At 62.4% G+C, this 16014-nt stretch carries 14 protein-coding genes; 13 read left to right on the top strand and 1 reads right to left on the bottom strand.

The features are described from left to right. Nucleotides 1-14 precede the first annotated feature (14 nt). Nucleotides 15-1358, bottom strand: a complete 1344-nt coding sequence (locus Q0367_RS12100) for a hypothetical protein (RefSeq protein ID WP_297640663.1) — start codon at nt 1356-1358, stop codon at nt 15-17. A gap of 184 nt (nt 1359-1542) precedes the next feature. On the opposite strand from Q0367_RS12100, the gene xylB reads away from it, so the two are divergent. From xylB to Q0367_RS12035, 13 genes are all read left to right on the top strand, one after another. Continuing rightward, nucleotides 1543-3036 carry a xylulokinase gene (xylB, locus tag Q0367_RS12095; protein ID WP_298982503.1) on the top strand — a complete coding sequence of 498 codons (1494 nt, stop codon included), beginning with the start codon at nt 1543-1545 and terminating at the stop codon, nt 3034-3036. A gap of 135 nt (nt 3037-3171) precedes the next feature. After that, complete coding sequence (locus Q0367_RS12090) at nt 3172-3936, top strand: sulfite exporter TauE/SafE family protein (protein WP_297640666.1); 765 nt, start codon at nt 3172-3174, stop codon at nt 3934-3936. Nucleotides 3937-4089: 153 nt separating this feature from the next. Further along, nucleotides 4090-4833, top strand: coding sequence for a hypothetical protein (locus tag Q0367_RS12085; protein WP_298982500.1), 744 nt, complete (start codon nt 4090-4092; stop codon nt 4831-4833). 632 nt (nt 4834-5465) lie between these two features. Further along, nucleotides 5466-6545, top strand: a complete 1080-nt coding sequence (locus Q0367_RS12080) for an ABC transporter permease (protein WP_297640669.1) — start codon at nt 5466-5468, stop codon at nt 6543-6545. A gap of 51 nt (nt 6546-6596) precedes the next feature. Further along, nucleotides 6597-7472 (top strand): ABC transporter permease, encoded by an 876-nt coding sequence (locus tag Q0367_RS12075; protein WP_297640670.1) that lies wholly within the window; start codon nt 6597-6599, stop codon nt 7470-7472. 21 nt (nt 7473-7493) lie between these two features. Next, nucleotides 7494-8600 (top strand): ABC transporter ATP-binding protein, encoded by a 1107-nt coding sequence (locus tag Q0367_RS12070; RefSeq protein ID WP_297640672.1) that lies wholly within the window; start codon nt 7494-7496, stop codon nt 8598-8600. After that, the gene (locus Q0367_RS12065; protein ID WP_297640674.1) at nt 8600-9595 is read left to right on the top strand and encodes an ABC transporter ATP-binding protein; all 996 of its coding nucleotides are present in this window, start codon (nt 8600-8602) and stop codon (nt 9593-9595) included. The genes Q0367_RS12070 and Q0367_RS12065 overlap by 1 nt, the downstream gene beginning before the upstream one ends. A gap of 3 nt (nt 9596-9598) precedes the next feature. Further along, entirely contained in the window at nt 9599-9781 is a 183-nt protein-coding gene (locus Q0367_RS12060; RefSeq protein ID WP_298982496.1) for a hypothetical protein, read from the top strand. 151 nt (nt 9782-9932) lie between these two features. Beyond that, nucleotides 9933-11720 (top strand): ABC transporter substrate-binding protein, encoded by a 1788-nt coding sequence (locus tag Q0367_RS12055; RefSeq protein ID WP_297640678.1) that lies wholly within the window; start codon nt 9933-9935, stop codon nt 11718-11720. 127 nt (nt 11721-11847) lie between these two features. Beyond that, complete coding sequence (locus tag Q0367_RS12050) at nt 11848-13020, top strand: MFS transporter (protein ID WP_297640680.1); 1173 nt, start codon at nt 11848-11850, stop codon at nt 13018-13020. Nucleotides 13021-13079: 59 nt separating this feature from the next. Further along, nucleotides 13080-14090 carry a Gfo/Idh/MocA family protein gene (locus Q0367_RS12045; protein ID WP_297640682.1) on the top strand — a complete coding sequence of 337 codons (1011 nt, stop codon included), beginning with the start codon at nt 13080-13082 and terminating at the stop codon, nt 14088-14090. Between the two features lie 4 nt (nt 14091-14094). Continuing rightward, nucleotides 14095-15117 carry a Gfo/Idh/MocA family protein gene (locus Q0367_RS12040; RefSeq protein WP_297640689.1) on the top strand — a complete coding sequence of 341 codons (1023 nt, stop codon included), beginning with the start codon at nt 14095-14097 and terminating at the stop codon, nt 15115-15117. Between the two features lie 44 nt (nt 15118-15161). Next, nucleotides 15162-16013: a sugar phosphate isomerase/epimerase gene (locus Q0367_RS12035; protein ID WP_297640691.1), complete on the top strand. Its 852-nt coding sequence runs from the start codon at nt 15162-15164 to the stop codon at nt 16011-16013. Nucleotide 16014 lies beyond the last annotated feature (1 nt).

Genomic DNA, 16014 nt, shown 5'->3' with positions numbered 1-16014 from the left:
CTGATTGGATCGAATCACGAACGCTCCAGCGCCTGCAACACTTCGGCAGGGTTCATCTCCGGTTTGATCCTCGCCAAGAGCCGATGGCCTGCCTCCCCTGGCGGCGTGCGCTTGCCGACCTTGGTGAAAAAGGCGTTGCGCGCCGCGCGCGTCGGCAGAAAAGCTGCGGCCCAGCCGCTCTGGTAGCCCATGCCCAGCCGACGCTCCATCACCGTGTGGCCGTAGATGAAGTAGGCGCCGTCGAGGAAGGCGTTGCGCACAGGGGCCAGCGCCGGCGCGTCGAAGTTGTCCACGATAGGCTGGCCGAAGCTGTTCATCTCCGTGCCCACGTTGAGCGGCAGGTCAAACTGCTTCGCCAGCTCGACGACTTCGTAGAGTTTTTGGCGCTTCAGCGCCGCCAGGTCCGGATCGGGGAGGTTCCAGTTGCGTTCGGGAACGATGTTCAAGGCGACGACGCCCTTGGAGACCAGCAGCGTCAGCAGCTCTTCCATCGCCTGCTCGCCTTCGGAAAGGCCGTCCAGCCAGGCGGCGCAGGGCAGCGCGCGACAGTGCTGCGCCAGCTCGTGCAGCCGTTCGACGCGGGGAAAGTCGCCGGCGTCCGGTTGCACGTAGCCGGGGCCGCCTCGTTTCATCAATTTGCTGCGCACCAGATTTTGGAAACTTGCATTATCCTGCATGGTTTTTTCGACGGCCGCTGCATCCATGCAAAGGCGCTCGGCCCAAAAGGCGGTGGTCTGGCCCACCATGCGTTTCGCCGCCTGAATATAGGCGACGACGATATGGCGCTCCGTGGCGTTGCCCGCCGGCGTCAGCGGGAGCACGTCGGCGTCGTAGTCGATGACGACGGGATGCAGATAGGCATTGACGCGCGCGACAAGGGCGCGATTGCGCGCCGCCGCCTGGCCGCGCAGCTCGTCGATGATCGCCTGCGCAGGAGGTGGAACGTCGGTTTCGGTGAAGCCAATGGCCATGTGGTAGAGCACGCCGGGCTCGCCGGGGGAGTTGATCTCGCGCTCGGCGAACTCCGGCACATAGACGCGCGTCTCGATGCCGGCGCTGCCGTGCACGCCGACCTGATCGCAGGCGTCGAGAAACTCGCTGACGGCGTCCAGCACGTCGAAGTCGACGATGCCCATCAGGTCGATGCCCTCGCGTCGCGCCAGCCACGCCAGCCCGGTCGGCGAATAGCCGTAGGCGTTGAACGAAAAGAAGGTGTGGCAGTGCATGTTGGCGACCCCACGCCAGACAGGAGGCTCCGGATGGTTCTCGAGGAGTTGCTTCAGGGCAGTGCGGCGCACGACGGGATCAAAGTGATTGAGAGCCTGCTCCAGTTGCAGTTCTGCCGCAGTATGAATCATGATAATACTCGCTGTTGAAGAAGAGGTCGGAAGTTGTCATACACAGCTAGGGCTAATGTATCACAGATATGGGATGTTTGCAAGCAGAAAGTAAAGCAAATCGCCCTGTTTCACAACGTAAATCAAAAGTCTTGATTACGCAGATTTTGCGAAGGCTCTCACATCGAGGAGCAGCAGGAGCGCTATGACAGGAAAGTGCATTCTCGCCCATGACCTGGGCACATCGGGCGACAAAGCCACCCTTTTCGATGCAGAGGGGCGTCTGGTTGAAAGCGCCTTTGCAGCGTATGAGACGCATTATCCGCACCCAAACTGGGCGGAGCAGAATCCGCAGGCCTGGTGGGAGGCTGTGTGCAGCGCCTCGCAACAGTTGCTGAGCAAGACAGGCGTCCCGGCCCGAGAGATCGCCGCCGTTGGTTTCAGCGGCATGATGATGGGCTGCCTGCCGGTGACGGCGACGGGAGAGCCGCTGCGCTCCTGCATTATCTGGGCCGATCAGCGAGCGCAGGAGGAGGCGGCTTTTGTCGCTGCTCGCTGCGGCGCGGACGAGGTCTATTTGCGCTGTGGTCATCGCGCCAGCGCTGCGTATGTGGCGCCGAAAATTCTATGGGTGCGCAACCACCAGTCCGAAATCTATGCGCGAGCGGCGAAGTTTCTCGTCCCAAAGGATTACATTGTGCATCGTCTCACCGGCGAATTCGCCACCGACTATTCCGATGCGTCGGGCACGCTGCTCTTTGACCTGACGGAGCGTCGCTGGCATCGCCCCTTTCTGGACGCCCTCGATCTGTGCGTCGAGCAGCTGCCGACGCCGCATCCATCCCCTACGGTGGTGGGGCGGGTGACCGCACAGGCGGCGCAGGCGACCGGCCTGGCGATCGGAACCCCGGTCGTCATCGGCGGCGGCGATGGCAGCTGCGCCGGCGTCGGCGCCGGCGTGATTGAGCCGGGCTCGGCCTACTGCGTGATCGGAACGTCGGCCTGGATCAGCGTCAGCACGCTGGCGCCGGCCCCAGACCCGCAACAGCGCACCATGACCTTTCACCACGTCCATCCTGAGCGCTATGCGCCGATGGGGGTGATGCAGCTGGCCGGCGGCGCGCGCGAATGGGCATGGAAGGCGCTGGCGGACGGCGACCTCGATCTCGACGCTGCGGCGGCGACGGTCGAGCCGGGTGCGGGCGGCCTTCTCTTTCTTCCGTATCTGATGGGCGAGCGCAGCCCATGGTGGAACCCGCAGGCGCGCGGAGCGTTCATCGGCCTGGCAATGCCGCACACCAAGGCGGAGATGGCGCGCGCGGTGCTGGAGGGGGTCGCCTTCGGTCTGCGCCAAATTCTCGACTGCCTGCGCGAGCAGACGCCCGGCATCGATGCGCTGCGGCTGATCGGCGGCGGGGGGCGAAGCCGTCTCTGGCCGCAGATCCTGGCCGACGTCTTCGGTCTACCCATCCATGTGCTGGAGCTGACCGGCGAAGCGACGAGCTGGGGCGCAGCGGTGGCGGCGGGCGTTGGCGTCGGACTTTATGACTGGTCGATTGCGGCAGAACGGAGTCGCGTCGTGCAGGCGCTCGAGCCAGACCCAAGCCGTCGGAGCCGGTATGAAGAGTTGCTGGCGCTTTTCACCGAGAGCTACCTGGCGCTGGCGCCGGTGTATGCGAAGTTGGCCGGTGGAATTTGAAGACCAGGGGCTTCATGGCAAAACTTATCGCAGACAGGCCGAGAAGCGCAGAGGTTTCCGTGCACTTGCGGTTTGCCACATCTCTGTGCGCTTGGCAGTGAACTTTCCAACTTTCCACCATGAAAGAGACTTCCCTTGACTGAATTATTTGCTTCCCTTTCTCTCTGGCAGTGGATTTTGGCCGGAATCGGCGCGTATCTGGTCGGCATCTCAAAGACCGGCGTGGCAGGGTTGGGCGTCTTCGCCGTGGCCATTTTTGCCAGCGCTCTGCCCGCCCGCGAGTCGGTGGGCGTCGTCCTGCCCATCCTCATCGCAGCGGACGTCGTGGCCGTGGTCAGTTACTGGGGCCAGGGGAGTTGGCCGCATCTGCTGCGCCTCTTTCCCTGGGCCGCAGTGGGCATCGTGGCAGGCTATTTTGTGATGGATCACATCGACGCCGTGATGACGCAGCGACTGATCGGCGCAGTGCTGGTGGTGATCGTGTTGATTCACTTCTGGCGACGGCTGCGCACACAGGCGCTGGCGACGCTCGAAGCCGAGATGCGACCCCACCCTTTCCTTTCCGGGGTCACAGGCGTCAGCGCCGGCTTCACGACGATGGTCGCCAACGCAGCGGGGCCGATCATGATCATCTATCTGCTCGCCATGCGCCTGCCTAAATACATCTTTATGGGGACGGCGGCGTGGTATTTCTTTGTGCTCAACGTCTTCAAGGTGCCCTTCTCCTACAGTTTGGGGCTGATCAACGCCGCCTCGCTGCCCCTCAGCCTGGCGCTGGCGCCGGCGGCGATCGCCGGCGCGCTGACCGGCCGCGTGTTGATTCGCCACATCAACCAGCAGGCGTTCGAGCTGATGGCGCTGGCGCTCACGCTGATCGCAGGCGCACGACTGTTGATGTGAAGAGGTGAAAAAGAATTTGCGCTCTTGGGAATGCCGAAAAATCGCAGCTCTACTGTACAATTGAGTCATCATGAATCGTTCGATGGCGTCAGGTGAAAGATTCAATAAGCCGCATCTGGTAAGTTGCTCCAATCGACTGGGCTGTAGCCTACAATGATGCAGAACTACTTCGCCCTCAACGCCTGGCGAGAGGCTTTGGCGCGCATCTTCGAGGGATTTGCCGAACAAGACAACGTCAGCCCCACCTGGCTGGTCAACCCTTCCACCAATCGTCGTCTCAAGCTCGACAAGTTTTATCCGGAGATTTCAGTGGCTGTGCGCTTCAAGGGGTTGACGGCCAAGGGGCAGGGACGCAAGAGCGACCTGGAAATTCTGGAGGAGGAGGCGCGCGAACGCACGCGTGCCGAACTCTGTCGGCAACATGGCGTTCATCTGGCGACTATCGACCTCAACGAAGACCCCGTCAAACAGCTCGAGGGTCTGCTCGGCGTGTTGGCGCGCGCCAGCCGCTCTCTGGCGCAGAGCGACCAGCCGGCGGAGGAAAAGGCCCGTTGGATGCCTGCGCTGGCGGCCGCACGCAGTCGCGCCGAACAATTGCGCAGTCGTCTGGCCAAAGACCCTGAACAGATGCTCGAGACCCTGGCGGCTGCGTGGCGCGATCGCGAGGCGAACCTGGCGTTGCAGTTGCGCGCAGCCTCCGCTTCCTCTCCGGAGGCTGCGGTCGCCCTCGTCTTAAAGCCCGGCCAGCGCGTGCGGCATGTCCGTTTCGGCGAAGGCGTGATCACCCACATCCAGGGCGAAGGGCCGGAGGCGATGGTGGCGATTTTGTTCGATGCTGCGGATGAGCGCACCTTCCGCGCCGATCTGTTGGCCGACAAGATTGAAGTGCTCGAATAATCGATCTTCCTCGTTGCCCTGAAATCGATAGGGCGCGTCGCCTCTTTTCTTAACCCCCGTTTGCTGTCCGGCAATCCGGTCGGCGTCGGCGCCTGCGAATTCCTCATCCCCTCGCTCCGACCGCCGAAGGCGCTGTGAGCGTTGAGGCGAGGTGATCAACCACCAAGACACCAAGACACAAAGGAGACTCCAGAAGAGAAAAAATCTTCATATTTCTTGGTTTCTTTGTGTCTTTGCGTCTTTGTGGTGATATTCTATGCGCCTTGTCGCCAGGCCGGTGGCGGAAGGGAAGCAAGGGGCGAGGGACAAAAGCGAGCGATTGGCGTAACGTGAGGAAATGATTCAAAAATCATGGTTGACTCCCTCCATCATCTGTGTTATATTTGCAATTGTCTGATTGCTTTGTGATTGTATGTGATTGTTTCAAGAGTGTTCGTGACCTTGTCCCCAGTTGACATGTTTGAAAAGGTTGTGTTACGCTCTTATTGCTCACTGGGTGACAACTTGTTGTTCGAGAGATTTCGGCCTGCCGGGGCGTCTGCGCTCTGAAGGCTTACGCACATTCACCGGATTGATTTCGATTTCTCCATCGCACATAAATCATTCATAGATCAGATCTGGACAAACGCTCTATGAGCACATCCACCCTTGCTCCACAAAGCCCAGGCGGCGTGCGCACCGGCGCCTCTGCAGCCAGAGTGCGGCGCATCGTCGATAACTTCTACGTGCGTCGCGTCGCCAAGGCGCTCTTCACCGTGTGGGTGGTCAGCACGATCATCTTCTTTTTGATTCGCCTGCTGCCCGGCAATCCGATTGAGCAGTACATCGCCCGTCTGATCGAGACGCAGGGCATGGACTATGAGAACGCGCGCATGCAGGCGGCGGCGCTTTTCGCCATCGACCTGGACGCGCCGCTCTGGAAGCAGTATCTCGACTATCTGCTCAATTTGCTGCGCGGCAACCTGGGCGTCTCGATCACCTCGCCCGGCACGACGGTGACCTCGATCATTGCGCGCTTTTTGCCGTGGACCATCTTCAGCGTGGGCATCGGTTTGATCCTGAGCTTCACCATCGGCATTTTGCTCGGGCTAATGATGGCCTATCGCCGCGATGGGCTGCTCGACCATGCGCTGACCGTTTTCGCCTCGGTGGTCAGTTCGGTGCCAAACTATTTGCTCGGCATTTTGCTGGTGGTGTGGCTGGGCGTGCAATGGAAGGTGCTGCCGATCGCGCAGATGCGCGGCACGCTATCGCCTGGCGTGACGCCTTCGTTTACGTTTGCGTTTCTGTACGATGCGCTCTTTCACGCCTTTTTGCCGATCGTCACCTATGTCCTCACCACAGTTGGAAATTGGATGCTCAGCATGAAAGGCAGCACGATCGGCACGCTCGGCGAGGATTTCGTCACCGTCGCGCGGGCGCGTGGGTTGAAGGACTGGCGCATCACGACGGCGTATGTCGGCCGCAATGCTGCGCTGCCTCTCTTTACGCAGTTGACCATTGCCATCGGGTTTGTCGTCGGCGGGTCGTTTTTGATCGAAACCATTTTTCAATATCAGGGGATCGGCTTCGTGCTGAGCGGCGCCATCGCCGCGCGCGACTATCCGGTGATGCAGGGCGTGTTTCTAATCATCACCATGTCGGTGATTTTCGCCAATCTGCTGGCCGATTTCCTCTACGGTTGGCTCGATCCGCGCATCAAGATCGGGTGAGCCAGGAGCAGGTGAACGACTGCGCATGGGAATTGTGCACGGGGGTGAACAATGGGTGTGATTCGAGGCTTGTTTCATTGGGTGGGCACTACGCTGAAGCTGATGACCTACAACAAAGTCGGATTTGTCGGCTTCCTGGTCACCGCCGCCATCTTGATCATTTCGCTGATCGGGCCGTTTTTTATTCCCCTCGACACGAAGACCAAGCTCGACAAGATTTATCAACCTCCCTCCGCCGAGCATTGGTTTGGCACCGACCACCAGGGGCGCGACATCTTCTCGCAGATCGTCCACGGCGGGAAGGACGTGATCTACGTTGCAGCGGTCGCAGCCTTTCTCTCCACCTTTATCGCCGTGACCTTCGGCACGTTGAGCGCCTTCGCAGGCGGCGCGGTGGACAGCGTCATCATGGGCTTCACCGACATTATTTTGACGATTCCGCAATTCCCGTTGCTTGCCGTGCTGGCCGCGTTCATCAAACTCGATAATCTGACTTTGTTGGGCGCTTTTCTAGGGTTGCTCAGCTGGCCCGCGCTGCTGCGCGCCGTGCGTTCGCAGGCGCTTTCGCTGAAAGAACGCGACTTTGTCGAGGCGGCGCGCGCGCTCGACCTGGGCGCCGGGCACATCATCTTCCGCGAGCTGGTGCCCAACATGATGACCTACATTGTGATCAGCTTCACGCTGGCCATGACCGCAGCGGTCTACACGCAGGTGGGACTGGTGTTGCTGGGCCTGGTGCCGGTGTCGAGCAGCAACTGGGGGGTGATGATCAGCCTGGCGTGGACGCAGGGCGCCATCTTCTTCCGCGACGCCATGTGGCGCATCATGATGCCGATCCTGGCGATCGCCGTCTTCCAACTTTCGGTGATCACGATGACGCGCTCGCTGGAGCTGGCGTTCAACCCGCGGCTGCGCACGATGGCCTGATGAGGGATAGGACTGGAAAGCATGACCAAGGGGAAACTGGACTGGCAGATGGATGAGCAACAGAACGGAAAAGCGCCGCTGTCGCTGCAAAATGTGCACGTTTCCTACGCCACCCGTCGCGGCAAAGTGCAGGCGGTGCGCAACGTCACGCTCGACCTTCACGCCGGGGAAAGTCTGGCGCTGATCGGCGAGAGCGGCTCCGGCAAGACGACGCTGGGGCTGGCGATCGTGCGGCTGCTGCCCGAAACTGCGCAGATTGAGCCCGGCGCAATCTTCTACCGCCGCAATGGCCGCGAAGTCGATATTCTGAAGCTCGACCGCAACGAAATGCGCGAATTCCGCTGGCGCGATTGCGCCATGGTCTTCCAGGCTGCGCTCAACGCCTTCAACCCTGTGCTCAAAATTTGGGCGCAGGCATGGGACACCGCCAAGGCGCACGGGTGGCACGATAAAGAGGCGGTGCGTCAACGTCTGGTGGAGTTGCTCGAATTCGTCCAGCTCGACCCCAGACGCGTGATCGACGCCTACCCGCATGAGCTGAGCGGCGGCATGCGCCAACGCGTCTTGTTGGCGCTCTCGCTGTTGCTCAACCCGCAGGTGCTGATCCTGGACGAGCCGACGACCGCGCTTGACATCATCACGCAACGCACGATCATCAAGTTGTTGCGCAAGTTGAAGGAAGAGCAGGGCTTCACCATGATCTTCATCTCCCATGACCTGGCCATCGCCGCCGAGCTGGCCGACCGCGTGGCGACGATGTACGCCGGTCGCATCGTGGAGCTGGGCGCTTCCGAGGACATCTTCTATCGGCCGCGCCATCCCTACACGCTCGGCCTGATCCGCGCCGTGCCTACGGTCACGGGCGGGTTTGAGCAGCTCTTTTCGATCCCCGGCTCTCCGCCCGATCTGATCGATCTGCCGACCGGCTGCAAGTTTCATCCCCGCTGCACCTTCGCCACCGACCGTTGCAAGGTGGAAGAGCCGGAACTCGAGGAGGTCGGGCCTGGCCACACGGCGGCGTGCTGGCACTGGCAGAAAGTTGAAGAGGAGCTGCGGCGCAATCCCCTTCACCGGGGTGTGCTCAGCGTGCTTGAAGCCGTATCCTTCAACGAAGAGGCGGTGTCTTGATGGCTCCGATTCTGGAAGTGCGCAATCTCACCAAAAAGTTCGGCAAAGGCAAAGAAACGGTGACCGCCGTCGATTCGGTCTCCTTCGCCATCGAACCGGGTGAGACGGTCTGTCTGGTGGGAGAAAGCGGCTGCGGCAAGAGCACGACGGGGCGCATGGTCGCCGGCCTGCTGGAGCCGACCTCCGGGGAGGTGCTCTTCGAGGGCAAAAATATCAAGGAGCTTGACAGCGCCGGTTTCCGGCGGTATCGGCAATCGGTGCAGATCATCCATCAGGACCCCTACGCGTCGCTGAACCCGACGCAGACGGTGCGACAGATTCTCACGGCGCCGCTGCTGCGCCACAACAAGGTGAAGAATCGGGCGGGCGCCGAGGCGCGCGCTTTGGAGCTGCTCGAAGTCGTCGATCTGACGCCTGCGCGCGACATGATCGACAAATATCCGCACCAGTTGAGCGGAGGGCAACGTCAGCGCGTGGCCGTGGCGCGAGCGCTGACGGTCGAGCCGAAGTTTATTGTCGCCGACGAGGCGGTGTCGATGGTCGATGTCTCGATCCGCGTGAGCATCCTCACCATGCTGTCGCGGCTCAAGGAGCAGTTTCACGTCACCTTTCTGTTTATTACGCATGACCTGGCATTGGCCAAGTATTTCGCCTGGGAGGGACGCATCACCGTGATGTATCTGGGGCGCATCGTCGAAGATGGGCCGACGCAGCGGCTGATCACCGACCCGCGCCACCCTTACACGCAGGCGCTGCTCTCCGCGGTGCCGGAGGCGGACCCAGAGCTGGCCCATCGGAAGCGACAGATCGAGCTGCGCGAGGCCGAGATTCCCAGCCTGCTCAATCTTCCGTCAGGGTGCACCTTTCATCCGCGCTGTCCGTATTTTGTGCCCGGACAATGCGACCGCCAGGTTCCTGCGTTAGAGCCGCTCGATGTCGGTGGACGCGTGGCCTGCCCGGTGCGCAAGCACGAGCACGTTCCTTTGTTGGTCTAGCCGATGAACCGCGAGATCGTGCGCTCCGGATTGTTGATCGGCTCGTTGATACTGGTGACGGGGATTCCGTTGCTCTTCATCGTGACGCCCGGATCGGCGGAGCATGTCATCACGCTGTTCACGGTGTTGATCGCAATTGTATTTCTCACTGCGCTGGTCATCGTCGTTCGCATCCATCAACGTTGATTGAAAAGGAGGTGAAGCGAGGGGAATAGCGCTTTTTTCGAGGGCGGTCATGCGATCGGCGCCTTAAAAATGGATCCTGAGCGCTGTCGATGACGCCGACTTTGGATGCATCTGTTGTTTTCCACGTTCAACCATTTCAAGGAGAATCGGTATGAAGACGTCAAAATGGTTTGCGCTGTTGTTGGTGTTGGCGTTGACCCTCTCGGCCTGTGTTGCGCCGGCCGCAGCGCCGTCCGCTGCGCCAGGAGAGGCTGCGGCGCCGGCGGTCAGCGAGATGCATATCGCCTGGCCCTATTCTGTGCCGCCGACCGGCCACTTCAACACCTTCGTCACCAACGGTCTTTCCCTGGCAATTTATCAAGCCTTGATGGAGCCGCCGCTCTTCTATTACATGTGGGCGGATGCAAGCTGGATGCCCATCGCCGGCGAATCATGGGAGTGGGTTGACGATGTGACGCTGCGCGTCAAGCTGCCTGCGGGCGCCGTGTGGAGCGATGGCAGCCCCTACACATCCAAGGATGTCGTCGACACATTCGCCATCTATCGCCTGCAGAACACCGTCGCATGGACCGATCATCTGGCGGATGTGGTGGCGGTGGACGACACGACCGTCGACTTCATCCTGCGCAGCCCCTCCTCGGTGGCGCCGCGACGCCTCCTGCGCGACAGCTTCATCCACGCCTCCTCGGTCTACGGTGAGTGGGCGCAGCGCGTCAACGAGCTGGTCGCCGCCGGCAAGACGCCGCAGGATCAGGAGTGGAAAGACCTGCTCAACGCCTTCAACGAGTTCCGCCCGGAGGACATGGTCGTGCTTGGCCCGTACAAGATCGATCCGGCCAGCATCACCGAGTCGCAGATGATCCTGAACAAGGTGCCGACCTCCTTCATGGCGGACTGGGTGAAGTTCGACCGCCTGGTCAACTACAACGGCGAGACGCCGGTCGTGACGCCGCTGGTGCTGGCCGGCGACATCGACTACGCCACGCACGGCTTCCCGCCCGCCACCGAGCGTGAGTTCATCGCCAAGGGCTACCGCATCATCCGCGCACCGAACTACAACGGCCCGGCGCTCTACCTGAACCACAAGGTGGCGCCGTTCGACAACAAGCTGGTGCGCCAGGCGCTCGCCTACGCCATCGACCGCCACGAAAACGGCGTGGTCTCGTTGGGCGACTCCGGCAAGGCGGTCATCAACATGGTGGGCTTCTCCGACAACCTCGTGCCGCTCTGGCTGACGGAAGAGACGGTCAATCGCCTCAACAAGTATGAGTTCAACCGCGACAAAGCGGCTGAAATTCTCACCGGCCTGGGCTGGACGCGCGATTCCGACGGCGTCTGGAAAGATGAGACCGGCAAGCGCATGGAGTTCGAGCTGACCGCGCCCGCCGAGTTCGCCGACTGGTCGGCCGCCGCCGAAAATCTGGCGCAACAGCTCACCGACTTCGGCATCAAGACCGCCTTCCGCGGCATCACCTTCACGCAGCACGACATCGACGTGCAGGACGGCAAGTTCGAGATGGCCATCCGCGCCTGGGGCGCCGGCAACCCGCATCCGCACTTCTCGTACAACTTCAACTTGCGCACGCCGTATAATCAGGTGATTTCAGGCGTCGGCGATCCCACCAAGCCGGGCATCTCCTTCCCGCTGGTGCAGCAGACCGACGTGCTCGGCGAAGTGGACCTGGGCGCCATGGTGGTGGCCTCGGGCGCCGGCAATGATCTCGAGGCGCAGAAGGCTGTCGTCAACGAGCTGGCGCTGGCCTACAACGAGCTGCTGCCGCAGATTCCGCTGTGGGAGCGCTATGGCAACAACCCGGCGCCGGACATCCGCGTCACCGGCTGGCCGCCGGACGGCGACCCGGTCTATCAGAACGGCACTTACAACGATCCGTTCGTCATCGTGCTGCTGTTGACCGGCCGCCTGCAGCCGAAGCAGTAGGTGGGTCCAGTTTTATTGCAACGCCGGGGGTTGGCGCTCCATCGTCCATCACGATGACGTCGACGCCCGGCCAACTGAGAGAATGAGGAGATGGAGCCGGTGCACAACACCGGCTCCTGTTGCGACAATGAACAATTATCGAATTCTGACCTCAATCAACCTGCTGACCCTAGTCGCCATCGGCGTTAGCTCCCCGCTGTTCACCCTCTATCTCCAAGAATTGGGCGCCACCTTTGCGCTGATTTCTCTGATCATCACCAGCGCCATGGTCGCCATGCTCGCCAGCAACGCAGCCTGGGGCTGGCTGGCCGATGGGTTGCAGGCGCGCAAACGGCTCTTCGTCGCCGCCCTGGCCGGCGTGGCGCTCGCCTATGTCTGGCTCAGCGCAGCCGACGACCTGACGATGGCCTGGCTGGCGCGGCTCCTCAACGATGTGAGCATGGCCGGCGTGGCGACCTTGAGCCTGGCGCTGATGGGTGACGCGCTCGACGCCTCGACGCACAAAGGGCGCAGCATGGGGCTTTTCCGCGGGCTAGGCTCGCTGGCCTTCGCTGCAGGCGCATTTGGCGGCGGCTGGCTGGCGGACGTCTTCGGCTTCAGCTTCATTTTTCTGGTCTGTGGAGGCTTCTATCTCGTCGCCGCCCTCGTTGCCCTCAGCCTGCATGAGACGCCTGTACGAGAGACCCCCTCCGCAGCTGTGTCCGCGTCCCAAGGCCGTCCATCGGGCCTGCCGCTGCTCTTTTTAAGCGGCGTGGCGCTGTGGACGATGGCGCACGTCGCCTCCACCACGATGTGGCCGAATTACATGAGCGCGCTCGGCTACAGCAAGGCGGCCATCAGCAGCCTGTGGGGGCTGGCCGCCGTCGTCGAGATGCCGGCGATGGTGCTCAGCGGCGCGCTTTCGGACGTGGTGGGGCGGGCCATCGTGCTGGCGGCCGGCGGCGTGGGCATTGCGCTGGTGCAGATCGGCTATCTGCTGTTGGCCGCAAGTCTGCCTGCGCTGATCGGCGTTCAACTTGTGCGCGGCTTCGGCTTCGGCAGCTACACTGCAGCCTCGATGACCCTCGCCGCCGAAACCGGCGGTCAGGCGCAGCGCGGCCGCAACAGCGGCGTCTTCAACATGGCCGGCGTCGTCGGTCAGCTCGCCGGCAGCCTCACCGGCGGGATGGTGGTGCAGGCCGCCGGCTTTCACGCCCTGTTCATCGTCTGCGCAGGGTTGGCGCTGAGCAGCGCGCTCTGTTTTCTCTGGCTGCGCCGGCGCACCTTGGCGTTGACCCCGCCTAGATGGATTCCAGGATGACCGGTTTAGACGAACATCTTCACAAATGACTATTTCCCTGAAGACGACGGTTTAGAACCATGCAAAAAATAGGCGTGATCGGAACAGGCTCCATCGCCGACGTTCACCTCGAAGGCTGGCGGCGCATGCCGGGCGTCGAGATCGTCGGCTATTATGATCTTTTGCCAGAGGCGGCGGCGCGCGCGGCGCAGCGTTACGGCGGCCGCGCCTTTGCTTCGTTGGAGGCGCTGCTGGCCGCTGTGGATGTCGTCGATATCTGCACGCCCGCCTCCACGCACAAGGAACTCGTGTTGGCCGCTGCGGACGCCGGCAAGGCTATCATCTGCGAAAAGCCGTTGGCGCGCCATTCCGCCGACGCGCGCGAGATGGTGGAGGCGTGTGAACGCGCCGGCGTGATGCTCTTTCCGGCGCAGGTGGTGCGCTTCTTCCCGATGTATCGCCGCGTAAAGGAGCGCATCGACGCCGGCGCCATCGGCAAGCCGGCCGTCTATCGCAGCGCGCGCTGCGGCGCGTTTCCCCGGCCGGGCGGCAAGTTCTCCGCCGCCCATTACGCCGACTTCGCCCAGAGCGGCGGCGTCGTGCTTGACGTCGGCGTGCATGACATCGATTTTGCGCGCTGGTGCTGCGGCGACATCGAGCGCGTCTTTGCCCGCGGGCTGACCTTCGCCGGCCGCCCCTATCAGGACCATGCCCAGATCACCTTGCGCTTCGCCACCGGCGCCATCGGTTTCATCGAGGTGAGCTGGGCGCATCCGCGCGGCGTCTTCCGCACGCGCGTCGAAGTGGCGGGCGACGAGGGGTTGATCGAGTGGGACTCGTTGGATCGTCCGCCGCTGTTGGCGGAGCTGTACGACGAAGCGCGCGGCCTGCAACGCCTCTCCAGCAGCCCCACTGCGCCGGAGGACGAACCCTACTATGCGGAGCTGGCCCACTTCATCGACGTGCTCGAAGGGCGCGCGCAACCGATCGTGACCGCGCGCGATGGACTGGAGGCGGTGCGCGCCGCGCTGGCCGCCATCGAGTCGATGCGCAGCGGTCGCCCCGTTGCACTCAAAGAGTTCGGAGGATGACGCCATGAGCGAAAAGACAGTGCGCATTGGCTTTCTGGGCGTCGCCCACATGCATTCGGTCAGCTATGCAGCGAATCTGCTGCAGATGGCGGGCGTCGAGATTGTCGGAATGTGGGATCGTTCGCCGTCGCTGGCGGTGGAGTGGTCGCAGCGGCTGGGCGTCCGTCGCTACGAACAGGCGGAGCAGCTTCTCGACGCCGGACCGGACGCCGTCGTCGTGTGCAGCGAGAACGCGCTGCACCGGCCGCTGGTGGAGCTGGCGGCGGGGCGGGTGGGCGCCATCCTTTGTGAAAAGCCCATCGCCGTCACCCTCGCCGACGCGCAGGCGATGATCGAACGGTGCGCGACCGCCAATACGCGGCTGCAGATCGCCTTTCCGGTGCGTTTTGCGCCGGCGGTCGTGGAGCTCAAGCGCCGGCTCGACGCCGGCGAGTTAGGCCAGGTCTTCGCCGTCAATTGCACGAATCACGGCTCAATGCCGGGCGGCTGGTTCGTCGATCCGGAGCTGGCGGGCGGCGGCGCAGTGATCGACCACACCGTGCACGTGATCGACCTGTTGCGCTGGTTCTGGAACGCCGAAGTGACGGAGGTCTACGCCGAGGTGGGCGACAGCCTGCTGCATCCCGATCTGGGCATCGACGACGCCGGCCTGCTCTCCTTCACGCTCAGCAACGGCGTCTACGGTTCGCTCGACACAAGCTGGTCGCGCCCGCCGAGTTATCCCGTCTGGGGAGATGTGAAGATCGAGGTGGTGGGAGAGCGCGGCGCAATTTACCTGGATGCGTTGCACCAATATGTCACCGTGGCGTCGGACGCAACGGGCAAGACGCAGTGGGTGAGTTACGGCAGCGACATCGATCGTGGATTGATGGCGGATTTCGTGGACATGGTGCGCAGCGAGCGCGCGCCTTCCATCACGGGAGCGGACGGCCTGGCTGCGCTGGCGGTGGCCCTGGCAGCCTACGCGTCGGCGCGTCGGGGGGAGCCGGTGCCATTGGAAAACGCACTCCCGACCCTGAATCGGTGAAGTCCGGCGCCGGATGGAAAAGTCAACTGCAAAGAGAGGAGAACATGACGACATTGCGTTTGGGGACATCCAGCTATTCCTACTGGCATTTCACGCCGGAGGTGACGCCGCTGGAGCAGGTGCTCGAAGCCGCTGCACAGTTGGGGTTGGCCGGCGTCGAGCTGTTGCATCGCCAGATGGCGTCGGAGGAGCCTGCGTACTTGCGCTCGCTGAAGCGTCGCGCCTTCCAGCTCGGCCTCGACCTTTACAACCTGAGCATTCATCAGGATTTTGTCTGGGCCGAGGAAGAAGAGCGACGCCGCGAGATCGAACACACGCTGCATTGCATCGATCTGGCGCATGAGCTGGGCATCCCTTCGATCCGCATCAATTCCGGCGGCTTCCGCAAGCGAGCGCCCTTTTCGGAGCTGATTGCGGCGCGCGGGTGGGTGGAGCCGTGGGAAGGCTACACGTTGGACGACGGCTTTCGCTGGTGCATCGACGCCATCGAGCAATGCCTGCCGCACGCCGAGCGTCGCGGGGTGATGCTGTTGCTGGAAAATCACTGGGGGTTGACCACCACCGCCGACGGCATGGTGCGCATCCTCAGCAGCGTCGGCTCGCCCTGGCTGCGCGCGATTCTGGACATGGGCAACTTCTATTTCGAGCCGGATATGTACGCGGCCATGGAAAAGATCGCCCCTTATGTCTGGCTGGCCCACGCCAAGACTTATCCGGGCGGCGGCACGGTCTACACGCTCGATCTGGACTACGCGCGCATTTTCCGCATCCTGTTGGACGCCGGCTTCACCGGCTACGTCTCTATAGAGATGGAGGGGCATGAACCGGCGGAGACCGCCATGCCCAAGAGCATTGCGTTGTTGGAAGCCGCCTGGCGACAGGCTATTGAACGATAGA

Source organism: uncultured Caldilinea sp., from assembly GCF_937128415.1.
Classification (GTDB): Bacteria; Chloroflexota; Anaerolineae; order Caldilineales; family Caldilineaceae; genus Caldilinea.
Note: the sequence above shows the minus strand (reverse complement) of the source record. Positions and strands in the feature narration are given on the sequence as shown.

What these genes read in the sequence shown, in the direction of transcription:
- xylB (WP_298982503.1), top strand. Translation starts at nt 1,543, where the DNA reads ATGACAGGAAAGTGCATTCTCGCCCATGACCTGGGCACATCGGGCGAC.
- Q0367_RS12075 (WP_297640670.1), top strand. Translation starts at nt 6,597, where the DNA reads ATGGGTGTGATTCGAGGCTTGTTTCATTGGGTGGGCACTACGCTGAAG.
- Q0367_RS12040 (WP_297640689.1), top strand. Translation starts at nt 14,095, where the DNA reads ATGAGCGAAAAGACAGTGCGCATTGGCTTTCTGGGCGTCGCCCACATG.
- Q0367_RS12070 (WP_297640672.1), top strand. Translation starts at nt 7,494, where the DNA reads ATGACCAAGGGGAAACTGGACTGGCAGATGGATGAGCAACAGAACGGA.
- Q0367_RS12065 (WP_297640674.1), top strand. Translation starts at nt 8,600, where the DNA reads ATGGCTCCGATTCTGGAAGTGCGCAATCTCACCAAAAAGTTCGGCAAA.
- Q0367_RS12045 (WP_297640682.1), top strand. Translation starts at nt 13,080, where the DNA reads ATGCAAAAAATAGGCGTGATCGGAACAGGCTCCATCGCCGACGTTCAC.
- Q0367_RS12100 (WP_297640663.1), bottom strand. Translation starts at nt 1,358, where the DNA reads ATGATTCATACTGCGGCAGAACTGCAACTGGAGCAGGCTCTCAATCAC.
- Q0367_RS12035 (WP_297640691.1), top strand. Translation starts at nt 15,162, where the DNA reads ATGACGACATTGCGTTTGGGGACATCCAGCTATTCCTACTGGCATTTC.
- Q0367_RS12080 (WP_297640669.1), top strand. Translation starts at nt 5,466, where the DNA reads ATGAGCACATCCACCCTTGCTCCACAAAGCCCAGGCGGCGTGCGCACC.
- Q0367_RS12055 (WP_297640678.1), top strand. Translation starts at nt 9,933, where the DNA reads ATGAAGACGTCAAAATGGTTTGCGCTGTTGTTGGTGTTGGCGTTGACC.
- Q0367_RS12050 (WP_297640680.1), top strand. Translation starts at nt 11,848, where the DNA reads ATGAACAATTATCGAATTCTGACCTCAATCAACCTGCTGACCCTAGTC.
- Q0367_RS12085 (WP_298982500.1), top strand. Translation starts at nt 4,090, where the DNA reads ATGATGCAGAACTACTTCGCCCTCAACGCCTGGCGAGAGGCTTTGGCG.
- Q0367_RS12060 (WP_298982496.1), top strand. Translation starts at nt 9,599, where the DNA reads ATGAACCGCGAGATCGTGCGCTCCGGATTGTTGATCGGCTCGTTGATA.